This window comes from Streptomyces sp. WY228, from assembly GCF_019287315.1.
GTDB lineage: Bacteria > Actinomycetota > Actinomycetes > Streptomycetales > Streptomycetaceae > Streptomyces > Streptomyces caviscabies.
Map to the genome: position 1 here is coordinate 5,905,050 of NZ_CP079114.1, position 14,080 is coordinate 5,919,129.

8 protein-coding genes are annotated in these 14,080 nt (G+C 70.4%); 6 read left to right on the forward strand and 2 right to left on the reverse strand.

Annotated features, from left to right (window positions below):
* Window positions 1–31 precede the first annotated feature (31 nt).
* A complete protein-coding gene (locus KV381_RS26000) occupies window positions 32–3,064 on the forward strand; it encodes an SNF2-related protein (protein ID WP_218786512.1) in 3,033 nt (1,010 codons plus the stop codon).
* A 1-nt stretch (window position 3,065) separates the two neighbouring features.
* Entirely contained in the window at window positions 3,066–8,633 is a 5,568-nt protein-coding gene (locus tag KV381_RS26005; RefSeq protein WP_218786513.1) for a hypothetical protein, read from the forward strand.
* Window positions 8,634–8,683: 50 nt separating this feature from the next.
* Here the strand turns inward: KV381_RS26005 and KV381_RS26010 are convergent, their stop codons facing one another.
* Complete coding sequence (locus KV381_RS26010) at window positions 8,684–8,869, reverse strand: DUF397 domain-containing protein (RefSeq protein WP_218786515.1); 186 nt, start codon at window positions 8,867–8,869, stop codon at window positions 8,684–8,686.
* Window positions 8,866–9,729 (reverse strand): helix-turn-helix transcriptional regulator, encoded by an 864-nt coding sequence (locus KV381_RS26015; RefSeq protein ID WP_218786517.1) that lies wholly within the window; start codon window positions 9,727–9,729, stop codon window positions 8,866–8,868. The genes KV381_RS26010 and KV381_RS26015 overlap by 4 nt, the downstream gene beginning before the upstream one ends.
* A 159-nt stretch (window positions 9,730–9,888) precedes the next feature.
* On the opposite strand from KV381_RS26015, the gene KV381_RS26020 reads away from it, so the two are divergent.
* From KV381_RS26020 to KV381_RS26035, 4 genes are all read left to right on the forward strand, one after another.
* Complete coding sequence (locus KV381_RS26020; protein ID WP_218786520.1) at window positions 9,889–10,368, forward strand: ATP-binding protein; 480 nt, start codon at window positions 9,889–9,891, stop codon at window positions 10,366–10,368.
* Window positions 10,369–10,510: 142 nt separating this feature from the next.
* Window positions 10,511–11,806 (forward strand): DUF262 domain-containing protein, encoded by a 1,296-nt coding sequence (locus KV381_RS26025; RefSeq protein WP_218786522.1) that lies wholly within the window; start codon window positions 10,511–10,513, stop codon window positions 11,804–11,806.
* Entirely contained in the window at window positions 11,803–12,993 is a 1,191-nt protein-coding gene (locus KV381_RS26030; protein ID WP_145798082.1) for a DUF3696 domain-containing protein, read from the forward strand. The genes KV381_RS26025 and KV381_RS26030 overlap by 4 nt, the downstream gene beginning before the upstream one ends.
* Window positions 12,994–13,048: 55 nt before the next feature.
* Complete coding sequence (locus tag KV381_RS26035) at window positions 13,049–13,990, forward strand: hypothetical protein (protein WP_218786524.1); 942 nt, start codon at window positions 13,049–13,051, stop codon at window positions 13,988–13,990.
* Window positions 13,991–14,080 lie beyond the last annotated feature (90 nt).

Consider the following 14,080-nt stretch of genomic DNA (forward strand, 5'->3'; position numbering starts at 1 on the left):
CACGCAGCACGGGAAGAGGAAGGGACCGCGAGTGACCGACCAGGGGGCGACGGAGGAGGGGACCCGGTTCCCGCCGGGCGCGCAGATCCTCGTACGGGACGAGGAGTGGCTGGTCCGCAACACCACCACCACCGACCACGACGGGGAGCGCATCGAGGCGGTCGGCGTCTCCGAGTTCGTCCGGGACGAGGAGGCCGTCTTCTTCAGCGGCATCGACGCGGTGGAACTCCTGGACCCGGAGAAGACACGCCTCGTGCCCGACACCTCCTCGTACTTCCGGCGCAGCCGCCTGTTCCTCGAAGCGGCCCTGCGCAAGACACCGCTGCCCCAGTCGGAACGAGGCCTCGCGCTCGCCGACCGCTTCCTGCTCGACCCGCTCGTCTACCAGCAGCGCCCCGCCGAACTCGCCCTGTCCATGCGCAACCTCCGCCCCCGGGTCCTCATCGCCGACGTCGTGGGTCTCGGCAAGACCCTGGAGATCGGCCTCACCCTCGCGGAGCTGATCCGCCGGGGCCGGGGTGAGCGCATTCTCGTCGTGACCCCGCAGAGCATCCTGGAGCAGTTCCAGCACGAGCTGTGGACCCGCTTCTCCATCCCGCTCGTACGGCTGGACTCCCTCGGCCTCCAGCGTGTCCAGCGCGAGCTGCCCTCCGGCCGCAACCCGTTCACGCATTACAAGCGCGTGATCATCTCCGTGGACACCCTCAAGAACATCGGCCGCTACCGCCACCACCTGGAACGCATCCGCTGGGACGCCGTCGTGATCGACGAGTCCCACAACCTGATCAACCCGGGCAGCCAGCGCCGCGCCCTCGCGGAGATCCTCGCCCCGCGCACGGACGCCCTGCTGCTCGCCAGCGCCACCCCGCACAACGGCGACAAACGGTCCTTCGCCGACCTGATCTCCCTGCTGGACCCGGCCGCCATCGCCGACCGCGACCACTACGACCCGGCCGAGGACCTGGGCCACCTCTACATCCGGCGCACCAAGATCAGCCCCGAGGTGCGGGACGAGATGGGCACCGAGTGGCCGGACCGTGGGCCCACGGTCTCCCTCCACTGCGCCGCCACGGAGGCGGAGGAACGCGTCTTCGCCGAACTGGCCGAGCACTGGATCCCCACCATGGCGGCGAGCACGGAGTTCGGCACGGCCGCCCAGGACCCCGTCCCGGTCGCCGTCGAACCGGTCTTCGCCTACAACCTGCTCAAGACCTTCCTGTCCTCGCACAAAGCCCTGGGCGAGACGGTCACGAACCGCGTGGCCTCCCTCCAGGACCGGGTCCGCAGGGCCGAGGAGAAGGGGCAACTGCCCGACCCGGCCATCGCCACCGAGCAGGCCGCGCTCGCCCGGCTCCGGCAGATCGTCGACGGCATGGGCGACGGCACCGCTCCCGGCGACTCCGCCAAGCTCGACGCGCTCGTCGCCCAGCTGAAGGAGATCGGGGTCGGCCCCCGGTCCACCACACGGGCCGTCGTCTTCTCCGAACGCGTCCGTACGCTGACCTGGCTCGCCGACGTCGTGCCGGCCCGCCTGGGCCTCCCGGTGGGCGCCGACGGCACGTCCAAGGCCGTCGCCGTGATGCACGGCGGTCTCAGCGACGAGGAGCAGGCCAAGGTCCTGGAGTCGTTCGGCCTCGCCGACACCCCCGTACGGCTCCTGTTCACCGGCGACGTCGCCTCCGAAGGCGTCAACCTGCACCGCCAGTGCCACCACCTCGTCCACTACGACATCCCCTGGTCCCTGATCCGCATCGAGCAGCGCAACGGCCGTATCGACCGGTACGGGCAGAAGCACGAGCCCCGCTTCCACGCGCTGATCCTCACCTCGGCCACCCCCGGAGCCAAGGACGACCGCACGGTCGCCGAGAAGCTGCTGCGCCGCGAGGAGGAGGCCCACAAGCTCGACGGCACGGCCGAGGCGGTGTCCGGTCTCTACCGGGCCGAGGAGGAGGAGCGCCGCCTCATCAAGGAGCTGGTCCGGGGCGGCACGGTCGAGGAGTTCCTGGACTCCGGGCCCGCCGAGGAGGACACGGCGCTGGCCGACCTGTTCGGCCAGGTGGACACCGTCACCGAGCACGAGTTGCCCGCCCGCGCCGAACTGATCTCGCTCTTCGACGGTGACACGGCCGACTTCGTCGCCACCGCCCTCGACGAGGTGTACGAGGAGCGCGCCGCGGACCTGATCGGCCTGGCCTCCGGCACCGATGCCCAGGGCGGCGGCTACTTCTCCCTCTCCCCGTCCCTCGCTCCCGACCTGCTCCACCGCCTCAAGGCCCTGCCGCCCTCCTACCTCAGGGAACAGCGCGTCGCGGACCGGATGCTGGTCACCTCCGACCGCGCCCTCGCGCAGCGCAAGCTCGACGAGGCGAGGAGCAGCAGCACCACGATGTGGCCCGAGGTCTCCTTCCTCACCGACATCCACCCGGTGGTGGAGTGGCTGACGGACAAGGTGCTGGTCGAGTTCGGCCGGCAGGAGGCCCCGGTCATCAGCACACCGCACGTCGACGGCCCCGTCTTCCTGGTCCAGGGCATCCACTCCAACGCCCTGGGCCGCCCGACCGTGGTCCGCTGGATGGCCGTGGGCGGCCTGCGCCCCGACGGAACCGGGACGCCCGAGGTGCGCCCCATGGCCGACGTGCTGCGCGACGCCAAGGTCGGCCCCAGGCTCGCCCGCACCGGTGGCCCGCAGGACCCCGACGGCCTCCAGGCCCTCGTCCCCGCCGCCGTCGCCGCCGCCCGCCACCACCTGGACGCGGGCCGGGCCCAGTGGGAGGAACGGATCAGCGGGCCCCTCGCCGCCTACCGCGCCCATGTCGCCCGCTGGCGCACCGACTCCCTGCTGCCCGGCGTCACCGACCGGCGCGAACGCCTCGTCGAGGAGACCGCCGACGAACTGGCCCGCCTCCTGGACCAGTTGCAGACTACCGGCCGCCCGCTGCTGCGGGTCCTCGCCGTCCTCGACCGCCCCGGCACCCCCGACGCCCCCGGAACCGACCCGGCCTCTCCGACCGGCTCACCGGGCCCGTCCGCCGCCCACCCGTCCGACGCCCAGGCGGAGAACTGACGTGACGTACGACTCTTTCGTCAACCACGGCGACTACCTCTCGCCGCACTACCTCGCCGAAGTCCTCCCCAAGGACCTGAAGGCGAAGGACGGCCTCCTCACCCGCTGGGCGGCCTTCGAGGAGGCCGAACGCCGACGCCACGCCGACGCGGTCGCCGAGGCCGCCCGCGAGGGCCTCGACCGTGACGCCGTACCGCCGCGCGCCCGCACTCCCCGGGAGGGGCTGCGGGCCCTGCACGGCCCCTACTTCGCGGGCCGCGCCGCGCTCGCCCAGGACGCCGCCGCGCTCGCCGAGCCCGCCGCGCTCGCGCCCGAGGGGTGGCGCAAGCGGTACACCGAGAGCCACCTGGAAACCCTCCGCGCCCTCGGGTACACGGACGCCCACGAGCAGACCGTCACCGTCCACAGCACCGACCGCGCCTACGACATCCAGGTCCTCCACGCCGAACCCGGCCTGTACGCGGTCGGCTGCGGCTGGACCACCGAATCCGACGCGGCCCTGGACCCGGACGGCGCCGGCCGCCTGCTCCACCCGGTGCGGACGGAGACCTCGGCCCCCGACCTCACGGACGCCAAGGCCCTCACCGACTTCCTCTTCACATGCGACACGCCCCCGCGCCACGTCCTCCTGCTCGTCGGCGGGGTGATCGTCCTCGCCGACCGCCTCGCCTGGCCCGAGGGCCGCTACCTCGCCGCCGACCTCGACGCCGCCCTGCACCGCCGCGACGACCGCCACGGCGGTGAACTCGACACCCTGGCCGCCCTCTTCGGCTCCGACTCGCTGCGCGCCCCCGCCGAAGGCGGCACCGCCCCGCTCGCCGCCTTCCTCGACCGCTCGGGCAAACACGCCGTCGGCGTCTCCACCGAACTGCGGGAGGGCCTGCGGCTGAGCGTCGAGTGGATCGCCAACGAGGTCCTGGACCGCCTGCGCGAACCGGAGAACGGCGTCGCCCCCGCCGACCTCGACGACCCGGCCCGGCTCGCCAAGGAACTCAGCCGCGAGTCGCTGCGCTACCTCTACCGCATCCTGTTCCTCCTGTACGCCGAGGCCAGCCCCGCCCTCGGCATCCTGCCCTCCGACTACCCGGAGTACGAGCAGGGGTACGGGCTCCAGCGCCTCGGGGACCTCGTCCTGCGCGACCTCGTCGGCGAGCGCTCCCGGCGCGGCTTCCACCTGTACGAGTCGCTCGACCTGCTCTTCGAGAAGGTCGAGAACGGCCACCGCCGCTACGGCACCGAGCCCGAGGACCTCGCGGCGGAGGAGGCGGCGCGCGAGGCGACGAAGGCCGAGGGCGAGGCGGCGAAGCTGCTCGCCGCGGGAACGATCACCGAGGCCGAGTACACCGACCGCATCCGCGAGGCCGACCGCGCCCGTCGCGCCGCCGCGCGCTCCACCAGCGCGGGCCTGCGCTTCGAGGCGCTGCGCTCCGAACTGTTCGCCAAGAGGGCCGTCCGCCTCATCTCGGACGACCAGATCGAGAACCCGGCGTACGAGGAGGGCGGAACGGACGGCCGCCGCCCCTTCCTGGACACCCGGCTGCGCAACGAGACCCTGCACAAGGTGCTGCGCCGCCTCATGCTCACCAAGGGCCGGGGCAGGGAGCGCGGCGGCTTCATCTCGTACGCCCAGCTCGGCATCAACCAGCTCGGCGCCGTGTACGAGGGCCTGATGTCCTACACCGGCTTCATCGCCGAGGAGGAGCTGTACGAGGTCGCCAAGGGCGGCGACCCCTCCAACGGCAGCTGGATGGTCCCCGCCTCCCGCGCCCAGGACTACGACGACGCCGTCTTCGTCAAGCGCACCGACGAGGAGACCGGCCGCCGGGAGCGGGTGGCCCACCCCAGGGGCTCCTTCGTCTACCGGCTGGCCGGCCGCGACCGCCAGACCTCCGCCTCCTACTACACCCCGAAGTCCCTCACCGAGGTCACCGTCGAACTGGCCCTCAGGCACCGCTTGGACCAGGACGGCACCACCACCCCGGCCAGGGAACTCCTGGAGTGGAAGATCTGCGAACCGGCCCTCGGCTCCGGAGCGTTCCTCAACGAGGCCATCGACCAGGTCGCCGCCGAGTACCTGCGCCGCCGCGAACGCGAGCTGGGCCGCAAGGTGGACCCCGAACTCCGGCAGATCGAGCTCCAGAAGACCAAGGCGTACGTCGCCCTCCACAACGCCTACGGCGTGGACCTCAACGCCACGGCCGTGGAACTGGCCGAGGTCTCCCTCTGGCTCAACTCCATGCACCCCGGCATGCGGGCCCCCTGGTTCGGCCTCCACCTGCGGCGCGGCAACTCCCTCATCGGCGCGGGCCGCAAGGTCTACAAGGCCGACACCCTCACGGGCGGCGGCTGGCTGGCCAAGAAGAACCCCCTGCCCCCCACGGACCTGCCGTTCCGCGACGGCCCCCTCCCCGAGGGAGCGGTGCACCAGTTCCTGCTGCCCGCCGTCGGCTGGGGCGCGGTCGCCGCCGAACCGGAGGCCAAGAAGCTCGCCGAGGCCGAGGCCAAGGCGCTCGGTCGCTGGCGGAAGGGCGTCCAGAAGGCCCCCAAGGGCCCGAAGCCGTTCCAGGAGCGCGGCGACGAGACCGACGAGGCCCGGAGCAAGCGATACGAACGGTGGCGCAAGGCGGCCGACAAGACCGAGTTGGGGCGCCTCCAAGGCGTGGCCCGGCGCGCCGAGTTCCTGTGGTCCCTGGTCGCGACCCGGCTGGAACTCTCCGAACGGGCGGTCGCCCGCCGCGTCGACGTCTGGGGCGCCGACTGGCTGGACCAGTCCACCGAGGCCGAGGACAAGCAGAAGGTCCTGGACGACCTGACCCGCTACGGCACCCCGTACTGGCGGCTGAAGACGGTCATGGACGCCTGGTGCGCGCTGTGGTTCTGGCCGCTGGACCGGGTCGGCGAACTCGACGGCGGCGATCCGGTGTACGGCACGGGGGGCGCCCTTGTGGGTGGGGCGGCGGTTCCTGGGACGGCGGCGGAGGCCGTCGCACCGGAGCGGGCGGAGCCGGTGGCTCCTGCCGAGCCCGCGTCCGGCCCGGCGCCGGGGGACCAGCTGTGGCGGACGGCCGGACTGTTCGACGACCCGGACGGGGAGCAGGACGAGCTGGGCGAGGCGTTGGTCTTTTCGGACGGGGGCGTACGGAAGACTCCGGCGGCCAGAAGGCCGGCCCGCTCCGCCCGTCCGCCGGAGCGCCAGGTGGTGCCGCTCCAGAGCTTCGGCGACTGGCTGGAGTTCCTGGAGGCTGTTCTCGGTACGTCAGACATGCCGGAGGAGTCCCTGCTCTCGGGCATCGAGAAGCTCAGCCCGGACGACGCACTGGAGGTTCTGGGTGATGTGGAGGACCGCCTGGAGGGCTTCCTCGGCATGCGGTCGGCGGCGCTGCTCCCGTTCCGTTACCCGTGGCTGAACACGGTCGAGGACATCGCGGGCACGACGGAGAAGGACATAAGGGCGGAGGACGGCCACGGCTTCTTCCACTGGGAGCTGCACTTCGCGCATGTGTTCCGGGGGGCGGCGGGCGGGTTCGACCTTCAGGTGGGGAACCCGCCTTGGGTGCGGCCGGACTGGGACGAGGCTGCGGTTCTGGCGGAAGTCGATCCGTGGTTCAAGCTGAGTGAGAAGCAGTCGGCCGGGGATCGGAAGGACCGAAAGAGCGAGATTCTGGCGAGTGCGAATCACCGCTGGGCGTATCTACGCTACCTGACCGCGACAGCGGGGACGGCGGAAGTCCTCGGGAGCGCTGTGGTCTATCCGCTGATCTCGGGCACTCGGCCTGACCTGTACCGAGCATTTATGTGCCGAACCTGGGCTCACCTGGCTCGTGAGGGAACGGTGGGGTTGGTGCACCCGGACTCTCATTTCAGCGGTGACAAGGAAGGGCGCCTGAGAGAGGCCGCATACACGCGGCTCCGCATCCACGGTGACTTCGTGAACGCGGGTAACCGCTTCTTCCCGCCGCCTGTTGGACGGTCCAGCCACTTCGGCGTGCATGTTTACGGTCGGGCGGGCGAGGTCGGGTTCGATCACCTCTCGTGGCTCTTCTCGGTAGACGCGCTGCGCCTCTCGGCTGACGATGACGGCAAGGCTCCTGATCCCGGGGTCCGCTACGGCGACAGCTGGGATGAACGCCCGCACCGTAAGCGGGTCGTCCGTGTGAACGAAGCGATGCTCGCCCGGTGGCAGAGACTCACTGGTGATGAGACCCAGCCTGTACGCCAGGCAAGGCTGCTTTCGCCTGTAAGCACGGCGGAGGAGCAGGCGATCAGGGCGCTGGCGGACTATCCGCTGCGCCTTAGCACGTGCCAGCCTCAGATCACCAGCGGCTACAACGAGAAGACAGCCAAGGACGATAACCTCATCGGTTACAACGTGCCCGATAGGGCGGGCGTGGTTCGTCGGCCGGCTGGCTGGTCCGAGGTGATTCTCAAGGGGCCGCAGATCGGCTTGGCCAACCCCCTGTTCAAGCAGCCGAGCCAGGGCGGCGGCGAAGTGCTTGGGCTCAACCCGATGACCCTCGCGGACGACGCCGTACCCGAGTCCGAGTACGTGTACGTCGCGAAGCCCGAGGCGTATCGGGCCGCACAGGACGTATGGAGCGACGGCAGGACTCTGGAGCAGCTCAAGGCTTCCGAGCGTGAGGTGACACGGGCGCGGGGGGCGGCGGCCGGGCGCTTTGGAGTGGAGCCTTCGGAGATCACCGAGGACCAGACGGAGGCGGAGCTGCTGAGGCGGTTGCGGCGACCGTATACGGAGTTCTACAGGGTGGCATGGCGGGAGATGATCGCGCCTGATACGGAGCGCAGCCTCTATGTGGCGCTTGTTCCGCCAGGAGCCGCACACGTCGACCTTGTGCACAGCGCGATCGTTGGCGGCGTGCGCTTGAGTGCGCTGACGGCCGGTTTCTGGACCGGGTTGCCTGTCGACTACTTGCTTCGAACGACAGGCGTGGGGCACCTGAAAAAGGCACCAGCTCGCCGAATGTTGGCCCCGCACGCTGAGCATCCACTGTCCTCGGCCCTACTCCTCCGCACCCTCCGCCTCAACTGCCTCACCAACGCCTACGCGGACCTGTGGGAAGAGCTCTACGACCCCACCTGGCCCGCCTACGAACCCTGGGCGTGTGAATGGCCAGAGCTGCAACCACTGCACGCAGTCGGCCCGACATGGAACCGGAACACTCCTCTGCGTACGGAGCGGGCGCGGCGAGCCGCCCTGGTGGAGATCGACGCACTCGTGGCCGTCTGGCTGGGCGTGAGCGCCGACGCGCTCGTCGCCATGTACAAGGCCCGCTTCCCGATCATGCAGGACTTCGACTCCGTCACCTGGTTCGACGCCAACGAACGGAAGATCGCGGGCAACCGCTACACCTACGGCTTCGGCCAGACCAAAGAGCACTACGAGCACTTCCTCGCCTACCAGAACAAGGAACGGTCCGAGCCTCCCGAGGGCTACACCGCCCCCTTCTACAAGGCCAACCGCGAGGAAGAGATGCGCGAGGCGCATGCCTACTTCTCCACGCGTCTCCAGGAGGCCATCGATCAGGGGAAGTGGGCGCCGCCCGCCGCATGAACGGCTGTGCCCCGCACCGGACAACTCCGGTGCGGGGCACAGTGTGAGGCTCAGCTCTGCGCGGCGTACGTGACGAAGTCGTCCCAGGCGGTGGGGGAGACGGCGAGTTCGGGGCTCCGCAGGTCCTTGGAGTCCCGGACATGGACCGCCTGCGTGCCCTGCGCCACCTCTACGCAGCTGTCCCCTTCGGAGCCGCTGTAACTGCTCTTGAACCAGGCCAGTTCGGACGTGCTCATAGCGCTCCTCGCATCCGCTTCAGCAGGCCCAGGGATTCCTCGGGGGTCAGGGCCTGTGAACGCAGTTTCGCATAGCGCTGTTGGAGCACGCTGATCTCCTTCAAGTCGGCGATCAGACGACCGTTCTTCTGCCCCTCCGAGTAGCCGAACCACCGGTGTTCAGGCGTCTCGGCCAACTGCAAGGGCCCATCCAGCCCCGCATGGCTCACCCTCACCGTAGGCATCACCTGCAACTCCACGTTCCAGTTCCGCTCCACCAACTCCACCAGGTGGTCCAGCAGGTCCCGCGTCACGTCCTTCCCACCCGTGCACCGCTCCAGCACCGCCTGCTCCACGATGAAGCTGAACGCCGTCGGCGGTTTCCGCGTCACCGCCAGGAGTTCCTGCCGGGCCAGCCGCGCCGCGATCCGCTGCTCCAGCTCCGCCGGGTCCGGCAGTGGCGGGACGTTCAGGGAGACGGCTCGCGCGTACGCCTCCGTCTGCAACAGGCCCGGCACCACTCGGCATTCGTAGGTGTACAGGCTGATCGCCGACGCCTCCAGCCGGGCCCACTGCCGGAACCAGCTCGCCAGGCCCGGCTTCCGTGACAGATGGGGCGCCGCCGCGCGCAGTGCGCCTGTGTTGCCGAGGTGAGGTTCGGCCCCCTCGACGAAGTCGATGTCCGGCATCCGCCGGCCCTGTTCGACCGAGGCGACCGTGTGCTTCGAGAAGCCGACCAGCGTGCCGAACTCCTCCCGGCTCAGGCCCGCGTGTTCGCGTAAGGCCTGGACGAACGCGCCGAAGGTGCGCAGACTGTCCGACACCTCGGGTTCCCCGCCGCCCGACGCTCCCGTACCGCAGTCCGTGTGCTCACCGGCCATCGCAGGACACCTTCCGTACCACCCACCGCCGGACCGATTCCGACGCTCGTCATCGTCACGCGCCGTGACGCGTACTGTCCATCGAACAGCGCGTACGCTGCTGCCGCGTACGTGCCTCAGAACTGGTGAACCCGCCGTACCAGGCGGGATCTTGGGCCTATGACAGCACCAGTCACCGCCACCGTGACACAAACGGATTCCGTTACCGTACGTGTGTTCACCCAGCGTTTCCGCTCCACCCCGCGCGGCGCCCGGCTCGCCCGTAGGCTCGCCCTCCAGCAGTTGGACGCCTGGGGGCTGCCGTACGGTGGCGACGCGTCCGACACCGCCGCGCTGCTCGTCGCCGAACTCGCCGCCAACGCCGTCACGCACGGCCGGATTCCCGGCCGTGACTTCGAGGTTTCCCTCAGGCTCCTGGGCGTGACCCTGCGCATTGAGGTCTCCGACGCCCGAGGGGAGAGCCGTCCGCCCTCCCCGGGCGTACCCCCGCCCGGGCCCGGGGCGCTCGCCGAGACCGGCCGGGGGATGCTGCTGGTCGAGGCGCTCGCGGACCGCTGGGAGGTCCTGGACCGGCTTCCCGTCGGCAAGACCGTCGTCGCCGAGCTGGACCTCGAAGGGGCGACCGCCCGGACGGGCTGAAGGAGTCGGACCGAGCGCCGACCGCCGACCGCTGCGGACGGGCGTCGGGCGGTCGCGCTGACACTCCCCGGCCCCCTCGCTAGGCTGGGCCGGGGACGGCACGGCACAGGGCGGTGGCGGCGGACAGAGGGCTGCGGGTGCCATGGCGGTGGACGAGGACGGCGGGAACCAGGCCGGCGTCGAGAGCGGTCGGACCCTGGGAACCCGGGGCTACGCCGTGGCCGAGGACATCGACCAGCCGGACTCGCTGCTCCTGCCGCTCGGACCGCCGATCGAGATCGGATCGGACGGCCGTCCGACCGGCGTCGAGCTGGAGCTTCCCGCCGACGACGAAGGGGAGGAGCACGGCGCCCACCGGGACGCCGATGACGCCTCCGCCCCGTTCCGGCCCGACAACATCCGGATCCACACCGAGACCACGACCGTGGACCTGCTGCTCTCCCGGCTGCGGGAGGGCATGATCGACCTCGCGCCGGACTTCCAGCGCCGCTCCGGCATCTGGAGCGACCGTGCGCAGAGCCGCCTGATCGAATCCCTGCTGCTGCGCATCCCGATCTCCAACTTCCACATGGCCCAAGGCGACGAGGACCGGTGGGCCGTGGTGGACGGCGTCCAGCGGCTCACCGCCATCGCCCGGTTCATGGAGCCGGACATCACCGGCCTGGAACCCCTCACCCTGCGCGGCATGGACTACCTGTGGCAGCTCGCCGGCAGCACCTACCAGGACCTCACGGGACGGATGAGGATCCGGCTGCGTGAGACCCAGCTCACCGTCCACATCATGCAGCAGGGCACCCCGGAGAAGGTCAAGTACAACGTCTTCACCAGGATCAACACCGGCGGCATGCCGCTCACGCCGCAGGAGCTCCGGCATGCTCTGGTGGGGGGGAAGGTCCGGACGTTCCTCGCGGACCTGGCAGAGGAACCGTCGTTCGGGGAGGCCACCCGGTGGAGCGTCTCCGACGCCCGCATGGCCGACCGCGAGATGGTGCTGCGCTTCCTCGCCTTCCGTCTGACCAACCCGTCCCAGCACTCCGAGACCGACTTCAACAAGTTCCTCATCGACTCCATGTACCGGATCAACGCCCTGTCCGACGAGCGACGGGATCAGCTGGCGCGGGAGTTCCGGACCGCCATGCGGTGTGCCCGGGAGTTGTTCGGCGAGCACGCCTTCCGGAAATGGCGGCGAGGCGAGCGCAGCTCGCCCGTCATCAACAAGGCCCTGTTCGAGACGATTTCCGTCCAGCTCGCCCTTCTAGATGATGACGAGCGGGCCCGGCTGGTAGCGTCCCGTCCGGCGGTGCACGACCAGTTCTTCCGACTCCTGGGCGAATGGGACTTCGACCGGTCGATCTCGGTGGGGACCGGGAGCCCGGCGAGGATCCGCACCCGATTCCAAGAAGTGGCACGACTGTTCCGGGGGGTAGCCGCACCGTGATCGACCGTTTGACGCTGCACAACTACAAGGCGTTCCAGCATGCGGAGCTTCCGCTCGGCCCGCTCACGCTCCTCACCGGTCTCAACTCCTCCGGCAAGAGCAGCGTGCTCCAGTCCATCGGGCTCCTGCGCCAGTCCTACGAGTCCGGCGACCTGGTGCTGTCCGCGCTCACGGCCGAGGAGAGGCGAGCCGGACGCCGTACGAACGTGGCGGGCCGGGGCTTCCTCCTCAACGGCGAACTCGTCGGGCTCGGCACCGGTGAGGATGTCCTCCACGAGGACTTCCCGGAGGACGAGCCCCGGATCGGACTTGCCGTCGACGAGGGCGCGTACCACTACGGGTGGACCGCCGCGTACGAGGCCGAGCAGAATCTTCTGCCGCTGGCCGACGCGGACCTCCCGGACACTTCCGAGGGCGAACGGGAGCGACCGGCCGGCCCCGAGGCGGTGACCCCGGCGTTCCTCACCGCGCCCTTCCAGTACCTCCACGCCGACCGCATCTCGCCGGCCGAGTTCTACCCGCGCGACCACCAGGCGGCGATCGGCCGCGGCTTCCTCGGCGTACGCGGTGAGCACACCGTCAACTACCTCCGCCACCACCGTGAGGATCCGGTCCCCGAGGGGCCGCTGCGCCACCCCAAGGCCGCCTCCGACCTGCTGATCGACCAGGCCGCCGCCTGGATGGGCGACCTCTGCCCCGGAGTCGACATCCAGGCCGACGCCATCAAGGGCACCGACGCCGTGAGCCTCTCGTACGGCTTCCGGGGCACGCTCGGCGCCACCAAGCGCCGTCGCCCCGGCAACGTCGGTTTCGGCCTCACCTATGTCCTGCCCATCGTCGTCGCCTGTCTGAGTGCCCGCCGCGGTGCCCTGATCCTCCTGGAGAACCCGGAGGCGCACCTGCACCCGCAGGGCCAGACCCAGATGGCCACGCTCGCCGCCTCGGCCGCCGCGCAGGGCGCGCAGGTGATCATGGAAAGTCACAGCGACCACGTGATCAACGGGGTACGGCTCGCCGTCAAGCAGGGACGGATCACTCCCGAGCAGGCGGTGTTCCACTACTTCCGGGGGGACGGCACGGGCGTGGACTTCGTCAGCCCGCGGGTGGACGCGGACGGCATGCTCGACCAGTGGCCCCCGGGCTTCTTCGACGAGCTGGAGAACACGCTCGACCAGCTCATCGGCTGACGCCCGCCGGGGAGGGCGGGGTGAGGCGCACCGACATCGTGGCGGAGGGGGAGACATGCCGCAGCTGTTCCTGAACGAGAAGTCCTGTGGGACGAAGGCCGACCCGGACCGGGTCAACCGGGCCATGACCGACATGGTCCGCGCGGTCCTGGCGGTGGCCAGGGAGGACCGAGCGGGAACGCTGCTCGTCTCCGGAGAGCCGGTGACGGCGTTACAGCTTGCCCAGGGCCACGCGATCCAGAAGTGGATCGGGTCTCCGGGGACCAAGGACCTGTGGCAGCGGCTGGCCATCCTCCAGTCCAAGTGGCCGCTCCGGGAGGCGTTCCCGGAGGGGGAGACCCACGCGGACGTCGAGTACCGGCACGACGGCGACGCCGTGGAAGGTCTCGGGGCCGCGCACCTCACCGGGGGACTCGGTATCTCGCTTCCGGTCGACTCCCGCTGGGACACCGACCGGCTCACGCTCGTACGCGAGGAACTGGTCGACGACGAGGACGGCGGATCGGCCGTCACCGAGGTCGACGTGGTGCACGCCGCCCGACGCGAGCACGTCGCCACCCACCTTCCGTGGATCCGGCGCGGGGCGAACTCCGCACGGCAGAAGGCCGTCGAGAGCCTGCGGTCGGGTACCGAACTATGGGCACGCTGTCCGGAACTCTTCCCGACTCTCCAGTTCACCCCTCTCGCCGAGCAGCACTTCGCCGAGCTGGCCGAGGTGTGGGTGCGGCCCGTGGGGGAGCGGCTCGGGGAGCTCCAGGACGCCGTCAGCGACTGGGACCCTGCCCGGCAGCCCATCGCACCGCAGTGGCGGTCCTACGTACGCACCGAGTTCGAGTCGCGCCGAAGGCTGTGCTGGTTCCCCGACGCCGACGGCAAGAACCACCTCTTCGACTGGCACTGCGACTTCCTCCCGAAGCCGGGCCGGATGCACTTCCGGCTGCTCCACGAGGAGCGCACCCTCCGCATCGCGTACGCGGGGCGCAAGCTCGACGTGTGAGGCGGGAGCAGGCTCGTGCCGCCGCCCGGTTACCGTAGGCCGATGGCCGGGCATCCTCGGCCGGTCTGCTTCCATCCGCACCAAGGAGGA

Excerpts from the sequence above, each read along its gene's own strand:
- KV381_RS26010 (WP_218786515.1), bottom strand. The coding sequence starts at position 8,869 with ATGAGCACGTCCGAACTGGCCTGGTTCAAGAGCAGTTACAGCGGCTCC.
- KV381_RS26015 (WP_218786517.1), bottom strand. The coding sequence starts at position 9,729 with ATGGCCGGTGAGCACACGGACTGCGGTACGGGAGCGTCGGGCGGCGGG.
- KV381_RS26020 (WP_218786520.1), top strand. The coding sequence starts at position 9,889 with ATGACAGCACCAGTCACCGCCACCGTGACACAAACGGATTCCGTTACC.
- KV381_RS26025 (WP_218786522.1), top strand. The coding sequence starts at position 10,511 with ATGGCGGTGGACGAGGACGGCGGGAACCAGGCCGGCGTCGAGAGCGGT.
- KV381_RS26035 (WP_218786524.1), top strand. The coding sequence starts at position 13,049 with ATGCCGCAGCTGTTCCTGAACGAGAAGTCCTGTGGGACGAAGGCCGAC.